The 23,533-nt window shown below is 39.0% G+C and carries 18 protein-coding genes and 1 pseudogene; 12 read left to right on the top strand and 7 right to left on the bottom strand.

The features are described 5' to 3' along the window. Positions 1-26 precede the first annotated feature (26 nt). The 7 genes from truB (at position 27) to AA650_RS10180 (ending at position 8,403) form a co-directional block, all read left to right on the top strand. The gene (gene truB, locus AA650_RS10150; RefSeq protein WP_053538931.1) at positions 27-908 is read left to right on the top strand and encodes a tRNA pseudouridine(55) synthase TruB; all 882 of its coding nucleotides are present in this window, start codon (positions 27-29) and stop codon (positions 906-908) included. Between the two features lie 347 nt (positions 909-1,255). Continuing rightward, positions 1,256-2,293, top strand: a complete 1,038-nt coding sequence (locus tag AA650_RS10155; protein WP_234413354.1) for a hypothetical protein — start codon at positions 1,256-1,258, stop codon at positions 2,291-2,293. A 94-nt stretch (positions 2,294-2,387) separates the two neighbouring features. Beyond that, complete coding sequence (locus AA650_RS10160; protein ID WP_053538933.1) at positions 2,388-3,347, top strand: hypothetical protein; 960 nt, start codon at positions 2,388-2,390, stop codon at positions 3,345-3,347. Between the two features lie 620 nt (positions 3,348-3,967). Then, positions 3,968-5,398: a dihydrolipoyl dehydrogenase gene (gene lpdA / locus AA650_RS10165; RefSeq protein ID WP_053538934.1), complete on the top strand. Its 1,431-nt coding sequence runs from the start codon at positions 3,968-3,970 to the stop codon at positions 5,396-5,398. Positions 5,399-5,567: 169 nt separating this feature from the next. Further along, positions 5,568-6,449: an indole-3-glycerol phosphate synthase TrpC gene (trpC, locus tag AA650_RS10170; protein WP_039202207.1), complete on the top strand. Its 882-nt coding sequence runs from the start codon at positions 5,568-5,570 to the stop codon at positions 6,447-6,449. Between the two features lie 389 nt (positions 6,450-6,838). Continuing rightward, positions 6,839-7,084 (top strand): DUF5340 domain-containing protein, encoded by a 246-nt coding sequence (locus AA650_RS10175; RefSeq protein WP_039202208.1) that lies wholly within the window; start codon positions 6,839-6,841, stop codon positions 7,082-7,084. A 167-nt stretch (positions 7,085-7,251) separates the two neighbouring features. Beyond that, entirely contained in the window at positions 7,252-8,403 is a 1,152-nt protein-coding gene (locus AA650_RS10180; protein WP_053538935.1) for a pyridoxal-phosphate-dependent aminotransferase family protein, read from the top strand. Between the two features lie 92 nt (positions 8,404-8,495). Here the strand turns inward: AA650_RS10180 and AA650_RS10185 are convergent, their stop codons facing one another. From AA650_RS10185 to AA650_RS27805, 4 genes are all read right to left on the bottom strand, one after another. Beyond that, entirely contained in the window at positions 8,496-8,723 is a 228-nt protein-coding gene (locus AA650_RS10185) for a DUF2949 domain-containing protein (RefSeq protein WP_053538936.1), read from the bottom strand. 659 nt (positions 8,724-9,382) lie between these two features. Beyond that, a complete protein-coding gene (locus tag AA650_RS10190; RefSeq protein ID WP_053538937.1) occupies positions 9,383-9,910 on the bottom strand; it encodes a DUF192 domain-containing protein in 528 nt (175 codons plus the stop codon). Between the two features lie 780 nt (positions 9,911-10,690). Continuing rightward, positions 10,691-11,404, bottom strand: coding sequence for a response regulator transcription factor NblR (gene nblR, locus AA650_RS10200; RefSeq protein WP_053541244.1), 714 nt, complete (start codon positions 11,402-11,404; stop codon positions 10,691-10,693). Between the two features lie 564 nt (positions 11,405-11,968). Continuing rightward, complete coding sequence (locus AA650_RS27805; RefSeq protein ID WP_157749952.1) at positions 11,969-12,115, bottom strand: hypothetical protein; 147 nt, start codon at positions 12,113-12,115, stop codon at positions 11,969-11,971. Positions 12,116-12,521: 406 nt separating this feature from the next. On the opposite strand from AA650_RS27805, the gene AA650_RS10210 reads away from it, so the two are divergent. Then, a complete protein-coding gene (locus tag AA650_RS10210; protein ID WP_053538939.1) occupies positions 12,522-13,778 on the top strand; it encodes a hypothetical protein in 1,257 nt (418 codons plus the stop codon). 125 nt (positions 13,779-13,903) lie between these two features. Beyond that, on the top strand, positions 13,904-16,948 hold the full coding sequence (locus AA650_RS10215; RefSeq protein WP_053538940.1) for an Eco57I restriction-modification methylase domain-containing protein: 3,045 nt from the start codon (positions 13,904-13,906) through the stop codon (positions 16,946-16,948). 2 nt (positions 16,949-16,950) lie between these two features. On the opposite strand, the gene AA650_RS10220 is transcribed toward AA650_RS10215, so the two are convergent. After that, positions 16,951-17,328, bottom strand: coding sequence for a hypothetical protein (locus tag AA650_RS10220; RefSeq protein ID WP_053538941.1), 378 nt, complete (start codon positions 17,326-17,328; stop codon positions 16,951-16,953). 168 nt (positions 17,329-17,496) lie between these two features. Between AA650_RS10220 and AA650_RS10225 the strand changes: the two genes are divergently transcribed. Both AA650_RS10225 and AA650_RS10230 read left to right on the top strand, forming a co-directional pair. Continuing rightward, entirely contained in the window at positions 17,497-17,874 is a 378-nt protein-coding gene (locus AA650_RS10225; protein ID WP_233455474.1) for a hypothetical protein, read from the top strand. After that, complete coding sequence (locus tag AA650_RS10230) at positions 17,871-18,458, top strand: hypothetical protein (protein ID WP_053538942.1); 588 nt, start codon at positions 17,871-17,873, stop codon at positions 18,456-18,458. Before AA650_RS10225 ends, AA650_RS10230 begins: the two co-directional genes overlap by 4 nt. Before the next feature lie 298 nt (positions 18,459-18,756). Here the strand turns inward: AA650_RS10230 and ftsH are convergent, their stop codons facing one another. Further along, a complete protein-coding gene (gene ftsH / locus AA650_RS10235) occupies positions 18,757-20,664 on the bottom strand; it encodes an ATP-dependent zinc metalloprotease FtsH (protein WP_053538943.1) in 1,908 nt (635 codons plus the stop codon). A 242-nt stretch (positions 20,665-20,906) separates the two neighbouring features. On the opposite strand from ftsH, the pseudogene aroC reads away from it, so the two are divergent. Then, positions 20,907-21,994 (top strand): annotated as a pseudogene (gene aroC, locus AA650_RS10240) (chorismate synthase). Positions 21,995-22,711: 717 nt separating this feature from the next. Here aroC and AA650_RS10245 read toward each other — a convergent pair. Continuing rightward, a complete protein-coding gene (locus AA650_RS10245; protein WP_053538944.1) occupies positions 22,712-23,527 on the bottom strand; it encodes a formylglycine-generating enzyme family protein in 816 nt (271 codons plus the stop codon). Between the last annotated feature and the right edge of the window lie 6 nt (positions 23,528-23,533).

Genomic DNA, 23,533 nt, shown 5'->3' on the forward strand with positions numbered 1-23,533 from the left:
AAATCTCAACCCTAAAATCTAAACTTGTGCAAGGCTTTCTCAATTTAAACAAACCACTTGACTGGACTTCTCATGACTGCGTAGCCAAAGTCCGAAAACTACTGAAGATGAAACGAGTCGGACACGCAGGAACTTTAGATCCTAAAGCTACCGGAGTATTACCGATAGCCTTGGGTAAAGCCACCAGATTATTACAATATTTACCGGGAGAAAAGGCTTATCAAGCCACTGTCCGGCTAGGAATACAAACTACTACAGATGATTTAGAAGGGGAAATTATTACCTCTGCACCCTGTCCAGGATTAGATTTAGAAAATATCAAAACGTCCCTTTCCCAGTTTATCGGTAAAATTGAGCAAATCCCCCCCAGTTACAGCGCCATTCAAGTTGATGGTAAACGCCTCTATGATTTAGCCCGAAAAGGGGAAATAGTCGAAGTTCCGGTGCGAACAGTCGAAATTGCCCAAATCCAGGTGTTAGACTGGCGAGACGGAGATTTTCCTGAATTAGATATAGCCATATCTTGTGGGGCGGGAACATATATTCGGGCGATCGCTCGTGATTTAGGTACAATACTCAACACAGGTGGCACTCTATCTGCCCTAATTCGCACACAAAGCAGCAGTTTCCAGCTTCCAACCAGTCTCAGCTTTACAGACTTAGCCACCGAAATCGAAAACAGCACATTTCAACCTATATCCGCAGACACACCATTACAACATCTCAAAGCCGTAAATCTAGCCCCAGAATCAGCTAAAAAATGGTGTCAAGGTCAAAAAATTCCCCTCAATCTGGTTATTGACGACTTTGTACGAGTTTATGAAACAGAAACCAATTTTTTAGGAATCGGGAAATTAGCACATGATTTATTAGTCCCTCAAATGGTGTTTTTTGAATATCCCAATTAAAAATTAAATAGGGTTTGCTGATAGCGTGGCGTAAGTAGGTGAACAGAAAAATTTAAAGGTATGTGAAGAAAAGTAAAATCACTCAAAACTCTTTTCCTGTTCCCAGTTAAGAGTTCCCTGTTCCCTTACCCCAACGACAATTTTCAACGCCAACCTACTTAACCTGAAAAGGTTTTTGACATTCTCATGATAAGTTCATAATTATCCTGATAAATTCACGGAAAATTCATAAAAATAGCATAATTTATCCTGTACATTACTGTTTTTCGGGAATTACTCTAATATACATTCGGGCGCATATAACCGTCGTGAGGAGTAGAATTTTGAGAAAAACAAAATTTTTATGTATGTTATTACGCCCAAATTGGCTAAAGTTCATAGGTACAACTTTATTAAGCTATATATGGGCTATCACCGCTCTTTCAGTTACCCCTGCTTCTGCAACAAATGAAATAACTCCTAAAACCCATAGCAGTAAAGAATTAATAACTGATCAAGCTCAATTAAAGACTAACTTGCCGGATCTCCAAGATGTCTTAGCGAAAAACGTAGAGTCAGGGCGGAAGATTGAACCTCTACTTTATCAAAAACAATCATGGATCACTGCTCAAACAGATACTTCAGCACCAAATGATAAACGTCAACTTAATACTGATAAATTACGCCAATATTTACTAGTTGACCCTCTGGTCAAAGTAATTCCACTCAAACGTACTTACTCTCCTTCGCTTACCTTTGCTACACCAAGCGCCTTTGGAGCTACCTGGGGTGACGTTTTCCTAGGGGCATCCGCAGCAACCACTGGTAAAGCTAGAACTCAACCAGACGGGAGTATCAGTATGGGTTTTGGGTTAGGAGATGCCCGGAAACTAGTTGGTCTAGAACTTGGCTACAACATTGGTAGTATCAAAAATTTTGGCTACAACGGAACTTTTGACCTCAAAGCTAACCGCATTGTCTATGCTAAAGGCAACACTCAAATAGCTGCGGCTGCTGGCTGGAAGTCTTTTGCACAGCACGTTAAAGGGGAATCAGTTAGACCTTCCAGTGCCTATGGTGTAGTTACAAGTTACTCCCTATTAAAGCCTAACGATACTGTTAATAAAATGCCCATTTCCTTTTCCATAGGAGCCGGTGGTGGCGATTTTCGCACAGGTGATGCAAATACGGGTGTATTTGCTGGAGTTGGGGTACAAGTTCATCCCCAAATCGGTGTGGGTATGGGCTGGAGTGGAGTTGGTTTCAACGTTGGAGCTTCTTTCGTCCCTATATCTACTATTCCCTTGACAATTAATGCCGTAGGTGCAGATCTCACAGATACTAGCTTGGGCGGTACGGTATTTGTTCTCAGCATAGGCTATGGTTTCAATTTCTTACCCAAATAGATCTGGTTGAAAAAGTCTGAACACCTTATCTGTTATTGTTTCTACCTTTATTCAGCCAACCCTAAATAAACACTTCAATCCTGATAAAATCACCATGTTAAAAATCAGAACTTTTATTCTGGCTCTCACTCTCACTCCCCTACTGGCAATCAATTGGCAGCAACCAAGCCAATCCCAAACTTCGCCTAGTCTGGGTACAGCAGGTGGTATGAGTGGTGGTGGAAACATTGGACCAATTAATACGAGTCCTAGTGTGGGGACTGGTGGGGGCATGAGTGGTGGTGGCACTACTGGCTCCAATGGTAATACTGATTCCAATCCCGATGATAATACGAGTCCTAGTGTGGGGACTGGCGGGGGCATGAGTGGTGGTGGCACTACTGGCTCCAATGGTAATACTGATTCCAATCCCGATGATAATACGAGTCCTAGTGTGGGGACTGGTGGGAGCATGAGTGGTGGTGGCACTACTGGCTCTGGTAATACAAGTCCTAGTGTGGGGAATGCCGGAGGTCAAAGTGGCAGTCCTGTTACCATTGTCCGCACATCACGAGGAAATTCACTTAGAATTACAGCAGAGCGTCAAGACAAACTCAATCGTGTTGCCATCAATATATTCACCAAGGAAAATAGTAAAGTTCTTGTAGCTTTCAGGCAGCCGGAAGCAATCAGACGGGGTGAATCGAATAGATTTACGGAGATATTAAGGCAGGCTGGTGTTAGTCCAGCATTGGCAGGACGATTTATATTCACCTTAATTAAAATCATCCCTGCTCCCCGTCCTACTACACAAAGTTCCGGTTCAGTTCAGTTACCAAAAAAATATTTAGTGGCCAGCACTAAAGCTTTAAAATTTAGCCCAGTTATTGCTCAGTCAGATAATAATATTTTGCCAAGCGTAGAGGTAGATATCAACGATTTGCATAATGCTATTAATACCTACAACCAAATTATCCAAGAAAGTAGTCCGGTGACTTTGCAACAGCTTTCAGAAAACCAAGATTTTGTGGAAATTGGTAAGGTGCTAAAAGAATTGAGAGCAGCGGTCAACTAGTAGTCTGTCAACCCGAAAATGACGGGTGAAGGCAAGCAGGGGGAGAAGAGAGGCACCGGGGGTAGGGGAGGGAAGAACAGAAGTTTTTTCCGATCATTACCTGTCAAAATAAATTTGACGAACTACTAGTCTCAAACATAATTAAGAGGATGTTTGAAAAGTGGTATTCCGTAATTTTCATCACATTGCTACCCCCCTTTCCCCTTGTAAAGGGGGGAAACAATAAAAATCCAGTTCCCTCCCCTTTACAAGGGGAGGGTTAGGGTGGGGTAAAAAATATTTGATACATCAACCATAACTTTTCAAACACCCTCTAAGAGAACTCCACAAAAAGAAATGCCCAATGTCATTCTGTTAGCGCAGCGTGCCAGAGGCATTACGAAACGAAGTGTAGTGAAGAATCTCTTGAGATTAGAGAGTTTGGCTAACGCCACGCTCCGCGAACGCTGCACTCAGCATGACAAAACAGGATCATTTATTTTGTGGCTTACTCTAATTAAACACTCACAAAAAATAACGGGGAGACACAAGAGCTTCTCCGTTATTTTTTGTTAATTTGAGAAAGTTACACAAAAAAGTTAAGTTGATAATAAATAGGCGAAGATAACGGGGAAATAAAAGTGAGTCCTGGATTTGATTACGATTTAGTGATTATCGGCGCTGGTGTGGGCGGACATGGTGCTGCTTTACACGCTATCAGTTGCGGTCTGAAAACGGCGATTATTGAAGCTGGAGATATGGGAGGAACTTGTGTAAACAGGGGTTGTATTCCTTCTAAGGCATTACTGGCGGCTTCAGGAAAGGTGAGGGAATTACGTAATGCCCATCATCTCAAGTCTTTGGGAATTCAAATTGGTAATGTGGAGTTTGAACGACAAGCGATCGCTGATCATGCTAACAATCTCGTTGCCAAAATTCAAGGGGACTTAACCAACAGTCTCAAGCGCTTGGGAGTGGAGATTATTCGGGGTTGGGGTAAGGTGTCTGGTACACAAAAAGTTACCATCACCACAGACAAAGGTGAGAAAACCATCACAGCCCAAGATATTATCCTTTCGCCTGGTTCTGTTCCCTTCGTTCCTCCCGGAATTGAAGTAGACGGCAAAACCGTATTTACCAGTGACCAAGGCGTTAAATTAGAAACTCTACCCAAGTGGGTGGCGATTATTGGTAGCGGTTACATTGGCTTAGAATTTTCTGATGTTTACTCGGCTTTAGGTTGTGAAATCACCTTAATTGAAGCCCTGAGTGAGTTAATGCCAGGATTTGATCGAGACATTGCTAAACTGGCAGAACGGGTCTTAATTAACCCCCGTGATATTGAAACCAAAGTCGGTATCTACGCTAAAAAAATTATTCCTGGTTCACCAGTAATCATTGAGTTGGCTGACTTTGAAACTAAGGAAGATTTAGAAGTTCTTGAAGTTGATGCTTGTTTGGTCGCTACCGGTCGCGTTCCAGCTACGCAAAATCTTGGGTTAGATTCTGTGGGAGTCGCTCTTGATCGCCGTAATTTTATTCCTGTAAATGATAATATGGCGGTATTATCAGACGGGGAGGTTATCCCCCATCTCTGGGCTATTGGTGATGCTACTGGCAAAATGATGTTGGCTCATGCGGCATCGGCTCAAGGTGTTATTGCTGTAGAAAATATGATGGGTCGTCACAAAACTGTTGACTACCGCAGCATTCCTGCCGCCGCTTTTACCCATCCAGAAGTTAGCTATGTGGGATTGACTGAAACAGCCGCCCATGCTTTGGGTTTAACTGAAGGTTTTGAAGTCGCCACCAGTAAGAGTTACTTTAAAGGTAATTCCAAGGCTTTGGCGGAAAATGATACTGATGGAATGACGAAGGTAATTTATCGTAAAGATACTGGCGAGGTTTTAGGTGTACATATCTTTGGTCCCCACGCCTCAGATTTAATTCATGAAGCCGCCGCCGCTATTGCCAGTCGTCAATCTATCCAAACTCTTGCTTACCTAGTTCACGCTCATCCAACGCTTTCAGAAGTTTTAGATGAAGCTTATAAACGGGCATTGGTTAGTTAATAGAAGAATTAAGGAGTTACAGGTGATAGGTAATGGGGAAGAGAAAAATTTTCTTTCTTCTTGATTCTTCTTTCTGAACTCCTGACTCCTGACTCGGTGACTCCTGACTCCTGACTCCTGACAAAGGGCGCAGGCCCTGCGCCCCTACCTTCTGAACTCCTTAAAAAATATGCAAATCCGTCGTCGTTCACCTAGCACAGTTATTAATATTTCTATACTTCAATATCGATCTGCTATAGAAGGGGCTGCACCAAATAATATTTTAGAAGAAATTGTCTGGCAGAAAGAAACAGAAGTTGAGCAAATGCGAGAAAGGCTACCTTTGCGAGAATTGCAAACACAAGCCCTATCAGCACCACCAACTCGTGATTTTGTGGCTGCTTTACGTCAAGGTAAAACTCATCCGGCTTTAATTGCTGAAGTTAAAAAAGCTTCTCCCAGTAAAGGGGTATTTAGGGAGGATTTTAACCCAGTAGCGATCGCTCAATCTTATCAAAAAGGTGGAGCTAGTTGTCTTTCTGTTCTCACAGATGTTAAATTTTTCCAAGGTAGTTTTGAAAATCTATCCTTAGTCCGTTCAGCAGTAGATTTACCTTTGCTGTGCAAGGATTTTATTATCTATCCTTACCAAATGTATTGGGCGCGAATTCATGGAGCAGATGCAGTTTTATTAATAGCAGCCATCCTTAATGATCAAGATTTGCAATACTTTATCAAAATTGCTCATAACCTAAAAATGGCAACTTTAATAGAAGTGCATAATTTAGAAGAACTAGATCGAGTTTTAGCTTTAGATGGTGTTTCTTTAATTGGCATTAATAATCGCAATTTAGAAGATTTTTCTGTTGATTTACAAACAACTTGTCAATTACTCACAGCTAGAGGTGAACAGTTACAAGCAAAAAACATTCTTGTCGTCAGCGAATCAGGATTGCATCACCCAGAGGATTTAAGTATAGTTAAAAAAGCAGGTGCATCCGCTGTACTGATTGGTGAATCCTTGGTAAAACAACCAGATCCTCAATTAGCAATAGCCAATCTCTTTGCTTAATTACAGTCTTGAATTCCATATAAAACAAGGGTTACGAAAAAGGGAACAGGGAACAGGGAACAGGGAACAGGGAACAGGGAACAGGGAACAGGGAACAGGGAACAGGGAACAGGGAACAGGGAACAGGGAACAGGGAACAGGGAACAGAAAAAACTAAAGTTTCAGATTTTAAAGCTTAGTCAAAAATCAGTATTTCCATCTCATGTTTTTAAACATGAGTTTTTCTGTTACCTGTTGCTTCTTCCTCTAAAATTCTCATTTTCCCCGGCTATCTCCTGCTTAATAACTGCAATTATTTATTTCTTGTGTAAGAATTAATTTGGGGTTAACAAAACTTTAACTAAGTTAAAAATTAAGCATCCCTAAGTTTCAACTTCATAATAAACTACATGGAGCCAATTCCTTTACCTTCTCCTATCCATTACGAACTTATACTTCAACTTTTAGAAAGACAAACCATGACTTCTCTAGGTCAAAACGAAGACCTACGCAATCAAGTTAACCAACTAATTGTTACCCTGCGAAAAGCTGCATCCCAACAAAAGCGACTAGAAGAAAGTTTTCAATCGTCCTCTCTGATCATTGATCACCGTTGGTCTATTAACCATTTTGGTGATAAAGTAGATTGCTCATGATGAATGTCTATTTCCATTTAGACAAAACTCAGCCCTGCAAAAGTGGGGCTGCTTAATACAGTTTTAAACTGGCATTCCTACGAAAAATTTGAGTAGGTTTTTTTGTGTTTTTATCCCCTAGAGGGGTTAATTTGGATTGTATTGAAATTTTCAACTAGGACACAAACATGGACGATAAATTGATGCTGATGATTCCTGGTCCTACCCCAGTTCCAGAAGCAGCTTTACTAGCATTAGCTAAACACCCTATTGGTCACCGCAGCGGTGAATTTAGTAGCATGATGGCAGAGGTGACAGAAAACCTCAAATGGCTACATCAAACCAGCAGTGATGTATTGATGCTAAATGTCAGTGGGACTGGGGCTGTAGAAGCGGGAATGATTAATTTTCTTTCTCCAGGCGATCGCATTTTAGTCGGTTCTAATGGTAAATTTGGTGAACGTTGGGTAGAAGTTGGTCAAGCCTTTGGCTTAAATGTAGAAGCAATCACCGCAGAATGGGGACAACCCTTAGACCCAGCCCAATTTGCAGCCAAACTGCAAGCTGATACCAACAAAGAAATCAAAGCCGTCATTATCACCCACAGCGAAACCTCAACTGGTGTCATTAATGATCTAGAAGCCATCAACCGCCACGTTAAAGAACATGGAGAGGCTTTAATTATTGTTGATGCTGTCACCAGTTTAGGGGCTTACAACGTCCCTGTAGATGCTTGGGGTTTAGACGTAGTTGCTTCTGGTTCACAAAAAGGTTACATGATTCCTCCCGGTTTAGGATTTGTCTCCGTCAGTCCTAAAGCCTGGGAAGCCTACAAAACCGCAAAATTGCCTAAGTATTATTTAGATTTAGGGAAATATCGTAAAGCCACCGCTAAAAATACCACTCCCTTTACCCCTCCCGTCAACTTAATGGTGGCACTACATACCACCTTGGGAATGATGAAAAAGGAAGGATTGGAATCCATCTTTACCCGTCATGAACGCCAAAAAAATGCCACTCGTGCGGCAATGAAAGCATTAAATTTATCATTGTTTGCCGCAGATGAATGTGCCAGTCCTGCCATTACCGCTGTAGCTACTCCAGGCATCGAAACCGATAAAATTCGTTCTTTGATGAAAAAACGGTTTGATATTGCTTTAGCAGGTGGACAAGACCATCTGAGTAATAAAATTTTCCGCATAGGTCACTTAGGTTTTGTGTGCGATAGAGACATTCTGAGTTGTATCGCTTCCCTAGAAGTTGTCCTTCCACAAGTTGGTCATGAAAACTTCACCCCCGGTGCTGGTATAGCAGCAGCAGCAAAAGTTTTTGCCCAATAGTTATTAGACTCGTAATGGGTAATGGGTAATGGGTAATAGGTAATAGGTAATGGGTAAATTCTGCACCTACTCCCTGCCCCCATGCCTCTTCCCTACGCTGTTTCTAGCCAATCATAAATTTGTTCCAACTGTTCTAGTGTAATTAACCCATATTGCCAAAGAGTCATAGTTAAAGAACCAGGATCTTGATCACGGCTACGTAATGCTACAGCGAGGGAAGCAGCGGAAATTGCCAAATCTTCCTGGAGAAAATTAATTAGCCGAGAATATCTTGATGGTGTCATTTGTATCTCACCTACTTGAGTAGAATTGATGATCATAGGTTGTTTATCTAATTTTGTGGGTATTGTATAGCCAGTATTTTATGTGTCACCTTGCTATAAGTAGATTAGAGAATCGAGGTTGTATAAAAAAAGTATATATTTTTCTAAATAACCCTTTTTTAAAGCATTAATCTATCTGAATCTACTACTAGACCAAGGTAATTAAAATCACGAAGCAATTTCTACTACAGTGACTTGTGTATCCCATCAGGATGATATTTAGGTAATACTTCAACCATGATGTTAGTGTCACCATTAACATCCTCTAGTTTTTTGTTTTGATTTAAGTAACAAAGATTTTATAGTTTATACTCACCTATTGGCGACTATTTACACTTGCGCCAAAAGGGAGATTTTGTTACTTAATTTTAAAAGTCGTGATTTTAACTGGAAAAACTAAAATCTGATGTTATTTAGGCTACTGATAAATATTAACCTCTTTACTACTATTTATGCCAGGTTTGGTAGTATTTTTTCAAAAAAATAATTTTGTACCAGATAAAAATTCAGCATAAAGACTTATGCTATTTTTACATAGAATTGTTGCTATAGCAGAAGTCAGAAGTTAAAAGTTAAAAGTCTTTTGTGGTATGGCTTCTACCAGAGATTTTGTATCTTATTCAAGTGCATAGAGCTATTGTCAATCTTGATTCTGTTTATGGAATAGCACCAGGAACTAGGAAATCTATTTTGATCTGATCTCCTTTCTTTAAACCTAGTTCTTTGGCTCGTTCTGACCTAAGTTCAATTACTTGATCTATCAGGACATTAGGACCGTAGGTGGGGCAAGGTTCTATGTCACAAGGAGGAGCAGATGTTTGGATGTACTGGACCACACCTTGCCGGAGAAATACCATATCTAACGCAACGGGTACATTCTTCATCCAAAATTGTACTGGTTGTGCGTTCGGAAAAAGAAACAGCATTCCTCGGTTATCTGGTAAATCCTTTCTATACATCAAACCCATTTGTTGTTGTTCTTGTGTTCGTGCTACTTCTAACTGAATTTTTATATTTCGAGGCAGAGTAGCTTCAGCCGAAATTGGCAAATTTTGACCAGCATTTACTGATGTTTGGGTTGATGATTCTGGTGTTACGGCTGGAGATTTAGCTGTGGTTGGTAATGAACAGCCCATGAGCAGGATACTAAGTAATATTGAACATAAACTAAGCCAAGAAATCATAACTCGTATAGGGAGTGGGGGGAGTGGGGGAGTGGGGGAGTGGGGGAGTGGGGGGAGTGGGGGAGTGGGGGAGTGGGGGAGTGGGGGAGTGGGGGAGTGGGGGAGTAGGGGGAGTGGGGGAGTAGGGGGAGTGGGGGGAGTGGGGGGAGTGGGGGAGTAGGGGGAGTAGGGGAGAAATCTATCTTTACTCTTTACTCTTGCCTCTTGCCTCTTGCCTCTTGCCTCTTGCCTCTTGCCTCTTGCCTCTTGCCTCTTGCCTCTTGCCTCTTGCCTCTTGCCTCTTGCCTCTTGCCTATTAAATTATTTACTGCAATTTAGATTCTGACCATCTTACTTAATTTCTGCAAAATTGCCCACAAATTTAGATATTATTTCTGATTTTATGGATTTTAGCTTAAACAGTAGAAGCCTCTCACCTACCCGATAGGGAGGTGATGAGATGAATAAGCACGCGCGAGTGAAGAATTGACCAACGAGCAAAATTGAGCATAGGGAAATCAGCAATGTTGGTCGATGTTAGCGCAGCGGCACGAAGTGCGGAACGAACACTTTTTTGTTTTTCTCCAAGTATCTGATATAATTAATGCTAGGTGATAGGTGTAACCCAAATTAAATGCACCAAAAGCAGCCTATTACAAAAGTTAAAAATTATGTCCAAAAGTCCCTAGGGCATAGGGCTTTAAAGCTCAGTTAATGTCTTCAAAGAAAATTCACTGAGAAGTACACACTCACCTGTTCGCGCAAGCGTGCCGCAAGGCATAAGGGAGTGTTTGGAGTATGTCACGAGTCTCTGAGTACATAACCTACACCGCGGATAGTTTGAATTAGGCGTTTTTGACCTTCTTCTTCAATTTTGAGTCGGAGGTAACGAATATATACTTCAATGACATTGGACTCACCCATAAAGTCGTAACCCCAAACATTTTCTAAAATCTGTTCACGGGTTAATACTTCACGGGGATGTTCCATTAAGAACTTTAAGAGTTCAAATTCTTTCATGGTTAAGTCAATGACCTTACTGTTGTAAATAGCCCGGCGGGTTCCTATATCCAAAATCAAATCACCAAAGCGTAATTGTTCGGTGGTATCAACATCTGGTTTGAGATAGAGACGAATCAGCTTTAAAAAATCTTCCGAACGGTAAGGTTTGAGGATGTAATCGTCAGCACCAGCATCTAAACAAGCTATGCGATCATCTACGGTGTCTCTAGCCATCAAAACCAGTATCGGAGAACGATTGCCAATATTTCTGAGATTTTTACATAAAGATAGTCCTGATTCACCGACAAGCATTCGGTCTACAACAATTAAAGCAGGTTGGCGATGGGTTTGATTGCTGGAAGCACCGCTACAGTATTTTAATCCATTGGCTGCATCATGAGTCACAATGGCATCATAGCCAGCTTCTTGCAAATCACCAGCCAATTGATTAGCTAAAGTTTCATCTGGTTCAACCACCAAAACAAAAACAGCGGGATTGTGGGTAGCTATCATAGCAGTTGGGCTAAAAAGACAACAAATTGGGATTGGTAATTGAAAAAAACCATCTCCCATGAGTTATAACCTATTACCGTGTTACTGATATTTAAAACAATCCTAATTCAAGTTACTAATTTTCTAGTTGTACTTATACACAAGTTACTGCAACTCAATCAGAACAATAATAATTTCTGTTTAAATGCTATTATACTCAAAATAATGCCAAACTACCTTTTTGCCCTGGAAGGGTCGTCATAATTTTACCATTTGAGTGAATAAAATCAAACTAAACTCGCCCATAGAAACTAACTAATTAATACATTAAGTAGGTGAACACAATAAAACCAATCTGTGTAAAGAAAAGTAAAATCGCCCAAACCCTCTTCACTCTTGCCTTTTTACTCTCTGCGTCTCTGCGCCTCTGCGTGAGGTAAAATTATATTCTGCTGAATCAATTTTTTTTAGCTTAACCGATAAGTATGGAAATCAAATGGGATTATCCATGTATACAGATAACCCCATTAAATCTCTAAAACCCTTATTATACCCTACCAGAAACTTTTATGAATTTGCTCTTCATTACTTACCTAAACCATCATATCTGTTTGGGTCTTTTTTCTCTTTTTTGTCCTTGGGATCTTTCTTAGGCTTTTTAACTTCTTTATTACCTTTTTTTTCCTTAGACATCAGTATCACCCAACTAGGTTTACCCGTCAAAGCTGCCACATTCTGCTATTAGTAAATCAGGGCGTAGCTTACCTGATCTCCTTTGAAAACAGGAAGGGAAGCATTGCACATTTACGCTACTAATTACTATGATACATTGTTATTTGATTTTGTTATGAATTTGATTAACCACGATACAAAACTTTAGATACTTTGTCACTATATCTAATTGAGATTTTAATTTCGAGATTCAGTTTTGTTGCCTTAATTCATTATATAGGAATCCGGTTTGATTCTGTGAATTTACTTGTGTGGTCAGGGAACAGGGAACAGGGAACAGGGAACAGGAAAGACAGAATTGATACCTACTGAGTCTTGTATGGCTACGCCACGCAAGCTATCAAAAATCAAATAGGAGTCCTATATAAGTATAATCATATTTTATAACTCATTAGGTAATAATTAAATGACTACACCCGTAGATATTCTCATTCTTTCCAATGGACCTGGGGAGGTGACAACCTGGGTACGTCCTGTTGTTAAAGCATTGAGGGAAGAATTAGGACATGATGTTTCTCAACTGAGAATTTCTGTAATATTGTCACCTTGTCCCCATGCTAGTGGTAAAGAAACTGATATAGCGTTGGGTTATCCAGAGGTTGATAGAGTTCAAGCACCTGAATATTTTTGGCAATTTTTACTGTGGGGAAAAACCGCGCAAAATTGGGAATGGAGAAATCAAGGTGTAGTCATATTTTTAGGTGGTGATCAAATTTTTCCGGTGATTATTGGTAAAAAATTAGGATATAAAACTGTAGTTTATGCGGAATGGGAAGCGCGTTGGCACAATTTTATAGATAAATTTGCCATTATGAAAGCTCAAGTTGCGAAAAATGTCTCTGCTAAATATGCTGATAAATTCACTGTTGTTGGTGATTTGATGTTAGAAGCAGCAAAGAATGAAATCACACCTAAAATTGCAAATCTTCAATCTAAAGTCGAACTAATTGGAATTTTACCGGGGTCAAAATCTGCAAAATTAACCCAAGGTGTACCTTTAATGTTAGCAATTGCTGAATATATTTATCGTCAAAACCCGAAAACGAAGTTTTTTATTCCCGTCGCACCAACTTTAGATTTACCAACTTTAGCTAATTTTGCTAATCCTGAAACTAATTCATTTACAAAAGCGTTTGGTTTTCAAGGTGCATCTTTATCTGGTAATTTTCTTGTAACTCCTACTGGATTAATCGTGGAATTAAAACAAGAAAATCCAGTTTATGATTTATTATCTCAATGTTCTATTTGTTTAACTACAGTTGGTGCAAATACCGCAGAATTAGGTGCTTTAGCTGTACCGATGATTGTCCTATTACCAACTCAACAATTAGATGCAATGCGTTCTTGGGATGGTTTACCAGGAGTATTGGCAAATTTACCGGGAGTAGGTTCTGGTTTTGCTAAATTAATTAATTGGTGGGTGTTGAGACGTAAGGGTTTATTTGCTTGGCCAAATATTTGGGCGCAAGCAGAAATTGTCCCGGAATTAGTAGGTAAATTGCAACCTGAAGAAGTGGGAGAAATGATTTTAGATTTGTTAGCAAATCCAGAGAAATTAGAGGCTATACGGGATAAATTACGCAGTGTCAGAGGTGAAGGTGGGGCTGCACAGAAGTTGGCTATTTTGGTGAAAGAAGAGTTATTAGAGACTTCCAAGAAATAAATTATCCTAAGAAACGAACCACAGAGGCACAGAGTACACAGAGAGAGAATTTCTGCATCAGTTTTGGGACATTTTTTTATTTGGAAGTCTCTTATAGATTTAGATAAAATTGGAATTTTGAAAATATGAAAGCACCTGATAGTATTGTTCAACTGGTTGAACATTTTCACTCTTCGATAGAATTGTATCGGGCGGGGGGAATTAATGAAACACAAACTAGAATCGAATTTATTAATCCTTTGTTTGCTGCTTTAGGATGGGATATTGGCAATGAACGACAAATTTCTGATATTTATAAAGATGTTGTTCATGAAGATTCTTTAAAAATTAGTGATGCAAATAAAGCCAAAGCACCTGATTATAGTTTTCGGGTTGGTGGAGTCAGAAAGTTTTTTGTGGAAGCGAAAAAACCCGCTGTTAATGTGGGTCAAAATATGAGTGCTGCTTTTCAAGTGAGACGTTATGGCTGGTCTGCAAAGTTAGCTTTAAGTATTTTAACAGATTTTGAAGAATTTGCAGTTTATGACTGTCGAATTATGCCCAATAAAAATGATTCAGCATCAGTGGCTAGAATCAAACATTTTAATTATACAGAATATATTGATAAATGGGCAGAGATTTATAATCTTTTTTCTAAGGAAGCTGTGTTAAATGGTTCTTTAGAAAGGTTTGCAGAAACTAAAGTTAAGTCTGGGATTACTGTTGATCAAAAATTTCTCCAAGAAATTGAAGTTTGGCGAGAAAATTTAGCTGCTAATATTGTTTGGCGAAATCCGCAAATTCAACAAAGAGAGTTGAATTTTGCTGTGCAAATGACAATTAATAGAATTGTCTTTTTACGCATTTGTGAAGATAGGGGAATTGAACCTTATCAACAGTTATATAATTTATTAAAGTTTGAAAATTTTTATCAAGAGTTAGGGCGGTTATTTATTAATGCAGATTATCGCTATAATTCTGGTTTATTCCATTTTCAAGATGAAAAAGGACGAGAAAATCCTGATGATTTTACTTTGAATTTAACTATAGATGATTCTATTTTAACCTTAATTATTAGAAAACTTTATCCTCCAGAAAGTCCTTATGAGTTTTCTGTGATTCCTGTGGAAATTTTGGGACAAGTGTATGAACAATTTTTAGGGAAAGTCATTCAAATATCTGCAAGTCGTCAAGCAGTTATTGAAGATAAACCGGAAGTAAGAAAAGCTGGAGGTGTTTATTATACTCCTAGTTACATTGTTGATTATATTATTAAACAAACTATTGGTAAGGTTTTAGAAAATAAGAAACCAGAAAAAATCCAAGATATGACAATTCTTGATCCTGCTTGTGGTTCGGGTTCTTTTTTAATTGTGGCTTATCAATTTATCCTAGATTGGTATTTAGAACAATATCTGCAAAATCCCAAGAAATACAAAAATAAATTCTATCAAATTTCGGATCATCAATGGCGTTTAAGTGCAAGTGAAAGAAAGCAGATTCTGTTAACTCATATTTATGGTGTTGATATTGATCAACAAGCGGTAGAAACGACTAAGTTATCTTTGTTATTGAAGGTATTGGAGGGAGAATCAGGAGAAACAATTACCAGACAATTACAGTTATTCAAGGAAAGGGCTTTACCTGATTTAGATCATAATATTCAATGTGGTAATTCCTTGATAGATGGAGAATTTTATCAACATACTCAATTAAATTGTTTGGACGAAGATACGGCGTATAGGGTTAATATTTTTGACTGGGAATTGGCTTTTTCTGCTATTATGAAACGAGGTGGTTTTGATGTAGTTATTGGTAATCCTCCCTATATTAGAATTCAAGCTTTAAAAGAATGGGCTGCATTGGAAGTTGAATTTTATAAAAAACAATATGTTTCTGCTAGTAAGGGAAATTATGATATTTATGTTATTTTTGTGGAAAAGGGATTGGAGTTATTAAGAAAAGATGGCTATTTAGGTTTTATTTTACCTCATAAGTTTTTTAATGCTCAATATGGAGAGTCTATCAGGAAGTTAATTTCTGAGGGTAAATATCTGAATAAAATAGTGCATTTTGGAGATCAACAAGTTTTCCCCAAGGTTTCAACTTATACTTGTTTGCTTTTTTTGAAAAAATCACAACAATCTGATTTAGAAATGGAAAAAGTCATTGATTTAATGGATTGGAAAATCCACAATAATGGTCAAACAGGAATTATTAATCATTTATTAGTTTCATCTTCAGAATGGAATTTTACTCTGGGAGAAGATGCTAAAATATTTACCAAATTACAACAAATTAAATCTACACTAGAAGATGTAACAGAGAGGATTTTTCAAGGAATTAAAACCAGTGCTGATAAAATATATATCGTAGAAGAATTATCACGGGAAGATAATTTAATTCAAGTTTTTTCTAAACAGAAACAAACAGCATATTGGTTAGAATCTAAGTTACTACATCCTTTAATCAAAGGTGGTGATAGTAAAAGATATTATTTGTCTAAAACCAATAAGTTGATTATTTTTCCCTATATGCTTAAAAATAATGGTTCAATGGAATTAATTTCTATGAATATCTTTGAAAAAGAATATCCTTCAACCTGGAATTATTTACTAGATAATAGAAATTATTTAGAAAGTAGAGAAAATAGCAAGATGTTAGGAGAAAATTGGTATGGATATAGTAGATTTCAAGCTTTAAATGTCATGGCTTTACCAAAAATATTTACTCCTGATATTGCTACAGGTTCATCATTTACATGGGATAAAACAGGGGAAATCTTTTTTACAGGTGGTGTCGCTGGAGGATATGGAATTTTAGTAAAATCTAATTATTCATGGGAATACATTTTAGGGTTATTAAATAGCAAAGTCCTAGAATTTTATCTCAAAAAATCATCTACATCTATGAGAGGTGGTTACTACAGTTTTGAATCTCGGTTTATTCGCAATCTTCCTATTAAAGTTATTGATAATTCTCAAATTCCAGAGAAGAAAAAACATGATTTAATTGTTAATTTAGTACAACAAATGCTTTCTCTGCATGAAAAAATTAATGAGGTGAATACACCCCCAGCAAAAAAGATGATTCAGCAACAAATTCAAGCTACTGATAGACACATCAATCAATTAGTTTATGAACTGTATGAATTAACTGATGCGGAAATAACTATGATTGAAGGTACGTAAATTTACTCTTCCCCTTGTCCGCGTCCTAATTCATACACACCAGCACCAATACAAGTAAGTATACCCATACTAATTCCCCAGCTATTACCTAAACTGATATCTAGAACCCAGTTAGATAAACTACCAAATATCAAAAATGGGAAAATGCTAAATAGTGAAGCATAAAAGGAATTTTGCGATTCTCTGGCTTTGCGAGTCTTTTCAAATTCTGATTGACTGGTATAGAGGAAACGTTCAGCAAAATTAAACCAGCGGTTGAGTTGTGTCGTTACCCATTGTCTGGTTTGGGAAAAACTCACATATAACGCTAAAGCCCATAAACAAGCTCCAGCGATCGCAACTGTATCTAACTCAAAGCGAAAAGGCAATATATCAAACATGGCATCGGTTAACTCTCCAATTGCTTATTTTAGCTTTTATCTGCCCCTAAATCCCACTATGGTGAGATTTTTATGGACAGGTTAGAGAATGCCTTGTGTAAAGTACGGTTATTATTTATGCTGATGCTGAGACAGTGCAATTAAGTTAGGTAAAAGTGGGTCGTTCTTTTGTCTGTAAATTCTGATGAAATGTTTTTTGGAACATTAACTAATCAAGAGTATGATGTTGAACATGAAAAAGTTGAGCTAGTTAGAAAACATATCAGTAAGTTTGATGAGTTCTTACCAAGTCAAAAAATGATTGATAGACTTCAAAACGCTTTAGATTTGGGACAGAAAATATGCAATTCTGATGCTAGTTTCTACTTTCATGAACTAAAAGAAGCGGAACTCATGGAAAAAGGTTATGATTGGTATACGGCACATCCTATGGCTATAGCACATTATAGTGTATCACCATACAGTTTATATCATCCTGAAGTAATTAAAGCTTACCCAGAAGATTTTAACAGAAATTGGCGAAAAGCTTGGGGGATTGACTCATGATCAAAGTATTAGATTTAGGTATAACCGGAAAAGCTCGGATTTGGAATAACGAATCATTTTATTTTCCTGGAGATTTTAGACCTGTTTTCTATCCTGTTGTAGATGAAAAGATAGAAGTCATCCTGGAAAATGCAAAGATTGGTTTATTCTCTAAAAAAGAAGTGATGATAGAGATATTAGCACCTCTAGGAGCTAGGTTTTTATATGGCTGTTTGGGGGCTACATTTGAGCCTAATAATTCTGGTAAATTAGTATTGAAAGTGGCGGTTTCCACTGAAGTTGAACGGGAAGTTAATTCTTCTCTGGCATTATCATTAGATGTGGTGAAAGTTGGGATACCAGAAGAATATGCAGATAGTGTTTTTAATGGTGCAAAATTGAAGTTGCAAGAACCGGGAATTAGTTCAATATTTGGTTCTGGTGAAATTTCTTTTAAATGGGGTACATTTGGGGAAATCGGATCTTCTAGATCATTTTTTCACGATCTTGCATATACAGTTATTGAGGTGATGGTGCGAGATAAAATTCATACTAATTATAATGTTAAACCACCATTTAAAAAAGTTCTGGAACAATCTTTTTGATATTTTTATTAATCAGAAAAAAGTAGAGACGTTCCATGGAACTTCTCTAAGTAGGTTAGCATTGAAAATCGTCGTTATGGCAAGGCAAAAGGCAAGAGGCAAGAGGCAACAGTGAAGAGGGTTTGGGCGATTTTACGTTTCTTTACACAGATTGGTTTTATTGTGTTCACCTACTTACAAGAATTTTTTGGCGTTGCTGATTAATGGTATGAATTTTAGTCTCACGCAAAGGTAGGAGTTTCAAAGGTTCAATTGAATTTCATACCTCAATGCAGCAACGCCGATTTTTGAACCTCAACTAATAAGTTACGGCTACTGGCTCATTAGTTACTTTAATGGCTGTATTATCAGCTACAATGGTGCGGAAAACATCACCTTCAATGGTTTCTTGTTCTATCAACAAGTCAACTACCCGTTCCAAAATTAACCGGTTTTCTTGAATGATTTCTTTAGCTTGAATATAACAGCGGTTAACAATCTCCCGGACTGCGTGATCAATTTTCGCTGCAATGTCTTCAGAATATTCAGATTTATTCATCCAGTCCCGTCCTAAAAACACATCGTTGTTTTGATTTTCTAAGGAAACTGGACCTAAATCGGACATTCCAAATTTCGTTACCATTTGTCGTGCCATACTGGTAACTTGTTGCAAGTCATTTCCTGCACCTGTGGTAACTTCCGCTTTCCCAAACACGATTTCTTCAGCCGCGCGACCACCCAAAGTTGCGGCAATGCGGGCTAAAATTTGGGAACGGGAAATTAAACCCTGTTCTTCATTGGGAGTAAACCAAGTTAACCCCAGCGCTTGTCCTCTGGGAATGAGTGTAACTTTTTGTACAGGATCATGACCTTTAACTAAAGTTCCTACTAAAGCGTGTCCGACTTCGTGGTAAGCAATCAGGCGTTTGTTTTTGCTGTCTACTAAAGCAGTTCCTTCCATACCGGCGACTACTCTATCTATGGCGTTATCAATTTCTAAGTCGGTAACGGCTTCTTTGCGTCTTCTGGCGGTGAGAATGGCGGCTTCGTTGAGTAAATTGGCTAAATCTGCACCGGTAAAGCCAGGGGTGCGGCGAGCGATCGCTTCTAAAGATACACTAGGATCAATCTTCTTATTATGAGCGTGGACTGTCAAAATTTCCTGTCTTCCCTTCAAATCGGGAACATCCACAATTACCTGTCTATCAAAGCGTCCTGGGCGTAATAGAGCCGAATCAAGGACATCTGGACGGTTGGTAGCCGCAATAATAATAATCCCCGTATTCCCTTCAAACCCATCCATTTCCGTTAATAGTTGGTTAAGGGTTTGTTCCCGTTCATCATTTCCACCCCCAATACCTGCACCCCGTTGTCTACCTACTGCGTCAATTTCATCAATGAATATTAAACAAGGGGCATTTTCTTTGGCTTTTTTGAATAAATCTCTGACACGGGAAGCACCCACACCGACGAACATTTCCACAAATTCCGAACCAGACATACTGAAAAATGGGACACCTGCTTCTCCCGCAATAGCTTTGGCGAGTAAGGTTTTTCCTGTTCCTGGTGGTCCAATCAATAGGACACCTTTGGGAATTTTTGCCCCTACCGCTGTAAATTTTTCTGGAAGTTTCAGAAAAGTGACAACTTCTTCCAATTCTTCTTTGGCTTCCTTGACTCCCGCCACATCATTAAATTTTACGCCTGTTTTCGCTTCCATTTGAAACCGTGCGCGAGATTTACCAAAACTCATGGCTTGGTTAGAAGCATTTGCAGAACGCCGCAGGAATAATAACATGAGAGCCACTAGGGGCAAAATCCACATGAGATTAATTAATAAGCCGACAGCGGCTCGGTTTCCAGCGGAGGAAACTTCGCCAAAATCAACTTTTTTTTCTCTAAGTTTATTAATTAATTCCGCATTTTGATCTAGAAGACGTACTTGTAAAGGCAGAGTATCGCGTTTTTGTCCCACTAAATAAACTCTAGCTGTTTGTTCAGCTTGATCTAACTCTACTTTTTTAACTTCTCCTTTACTGGCTTTTTGAATTAATTCACCATAGGTTAAGGAATTTCGCTCGGTTTTTTGTTGCGCTAAGACGGGATTACCACCAATCATGCCGGGTAATGTCATCAATCCGGCGGCTATGACTCCTGTTAAAACGTGACGCGGAGATGAACCTAGCAACTGCTGTTTTATCAAAGCTTTTTTGTGCAAATTTTTCATAATATTTACCCTTTATGGCTTTTTTGGGCGGAAATTGTCAAGTCTAGAAATTATAGTTTTCTTCTAACAGTTTAACTGTCAGACTCGATTATTAACAGGTGACAAGGGGAGAAGATGAAAGTCTTTAAGATAACTGATGTCCTGGGAAATTTGGGATTTTTCATGAGCGATTCCTCGGTCATGCTTTGCGATCGCCCAACTCCATGTAAAATAAATATTCCAGTCTGTATTTCCTGAACATCATGGGCAGCACTTTTGGTCATCTTTTCCGTATTACTACTTTTGGCGAATCTCACGGCGGCGGTGTGGGGGTGATCATTGATGGTTGTCCCCCACAACTGGAAATTTCCGCTGAGGAAATTCAATTTGAGTTAGATAGAAGACGACCGGGACAAAGTAAAATTACTACTCCTCGCAAAGAAGCTGACACCTGTGAGATTCTATCTGGGGTGTTTGAGGGAAAAACTCTGGGAACACCCATTGCCATTTTAGTCAGAAATAAAAATACTCGTCCCGAAGATTATGATGAGATGGCGCAGAAATATCGCCCTTCCCATGCAGATGCTACCTATGATGCTAAGTATGGCTTGAGAAATTGGCAAGGTGGTGGCAGATCCTCAGCCCGTGAGACAATAGGTAGAGTTGCTGCTGGTGCGATCGCTAAAAAGATTTTACATCAAGTTGCAGGTGTAGAGGTAATCGCCTATGTCAAGCGAATTAAAGATTTAGAAGGGGTTGTTGATACCAATACTGTCACTTTAGCCGATGTCGAAAGCAATATCGTCCGCTGTCCAGATGGCGAAATTGCCAACACCATGATTTCCTTAATCGAACAAACTGGTAAAGATGGTAATTCCATCGGTGGTGTCGTTGAATGTGTGGTGCGGAATGTTCCCAAGGGTTTAGGCGAACCAGTCTTTGATAAATTAGAAGCAGATTTAGCAAAGGCGGTAATGTCATTACCCGCAAGTAAAGGTTTTGAAATCGGTTCTGGTTTTGACGGAACTTTATTAACAGGTTTTGAACATAACGACGAATTTTATATTGATGAACATGGGGAAATTCGCACAGTAACTAACCGTTCAGGCGGAATTCAAGGGGAATTTCCAACGGTGAAAACATTATTATCCGCGTGGCTTTTAAACCAACAGCTACGATTAGAAAGGAACAAAAAACCGTAACGAAGGAAGGGGAAGAAACGGTTTTAGCAGGAAAAGGAAGACATGATCCTTGTGTTTTACCCCGTGCTGTACCAATGGTTGATGCGATGGTGGCTTTAGTTTTATGTGATCATCTATTAAGGCATTATGGACAGTGTAAGGTGTTGTAATCATACTTAATCAAGTGGAACTGCATCAACACTTATTATGAATACCGAATATGAACCAAAACCATCAAAAAAAAACAGATTGAAACATATATACTAAACACGGTTCAGACACGGACTTTTACAAAATTACGAAAAACCTCAAGTCGTCTCATTCCCAGTCTCTGACTGGGAATGAATTCTAGAAGGCTCTGCCTTCAATGATATTAGAGGCAGAGCCTCATCAACTGCATTCCTAGTCAGAGACTAGGAACGAGATGTGGTAGGGATTTGAGCTTAAGTTGACACATATCAGCTTTTGCTTTACCCCTAAGCCAAATTTTGTGGGATGGGCATCCTGCCTGTCCTTGATGATTAGCGGGCTTTTCGTCCCGCACCACAAGAAATTTTTGGGTATTTTTTTAAATTTATTGACAAAATCAACCAAGAAGTTAGTATCAACAATGCCAGAGAATGAAAGTTAGTCTCAACAATGCTAGAGAATGAAAGTTAGTATCAACAACGCCAGAGAATGAATTCTCTGTCTCATAGCTGAAGTCGGTTGAAACCGACTAAAATTCCGGTTGTTAGTTATACGTCGCAAGCTGACAATATAAAATCCCTGGTTTCATCCTGTTCATCCTTTAATCGGTGGATATCCTGATTCTGACAAAAAATTTTCTCGCTACGCGAGAGGGATAAGACAAGAAAAGAGCAAGAGGGCAAAAGTGCATAGTGCTATTAAGTCCTCGCCGCACCACTACATACAACCCGAAAACCAATATTGAGGTTGTTGAGAGCGAGGTAGTCGGAGCCGCGATAAGCAGAACGGCAATAGTCAGGATCGTAGTCCCACGAACCACCGCGCAGCAGCTTTATGTTAGTACCCTTTTCATTATTTAACCATACGCTTCCATCTGTTGGCGCACCTTCATAGTTACTATGCCAATGGTCTTGACACCACTCCCAGACATTGCCGTGCATATCGTATAAGCCAAAGTTATTAGCTACTTCAAAACTTCCTACTTCTGTTGTTTCTTCTCTATAAACTCCTTCAGATCCTTGACCATAAGAACTTCCACCATCATAGTTAGCCAAATCCGTTGTTATCGTCTCTCCAAAGTGAAATGGTGTAGTAGTCCCCGCTCGACAGGCATATTCCCATTCAGCTTCACTAGGTAAACGGTAGGTTCTACCTGTATATTGAGAAAGGCGTGAGCAAAATTCCACCGCATCATACCAAGAAACTTGCTCTACAGGGCGATTATCACCTGTAAAATAAGATGGATTTGGTTTTAGTTCACGGTTTACTTGTGGAAATGCAGCTACAGCCTTCCATTGTGCCTGTGTGACTTGATATTTACCCAGACAAAAGCCTTTGATAGTGACTGGGTGCTGAGGACGTTCATCATCAGTGCTACCTTCTTCTGTTTCTGGTGAACCCATCATAAAAGTACCACCAGGAATCATTATCATTTCTAATTGAATACCATTACCCAAGTCTTCTATATAATATTTTCCTGTCTTCCGTGTCCGGTTTATAACTATTATTGACATTTGTGT

The sequence above is a fragment of the Anabaena sp. WA102 genome (assembly GCF_001277295.1).
Lineage (GTDB): Bacteria > Cyanobacteriota > Cyanobacteriia > Cyanobacteriales > Nostocaceae > Dolichospermum > Dolichospermum heterosporum.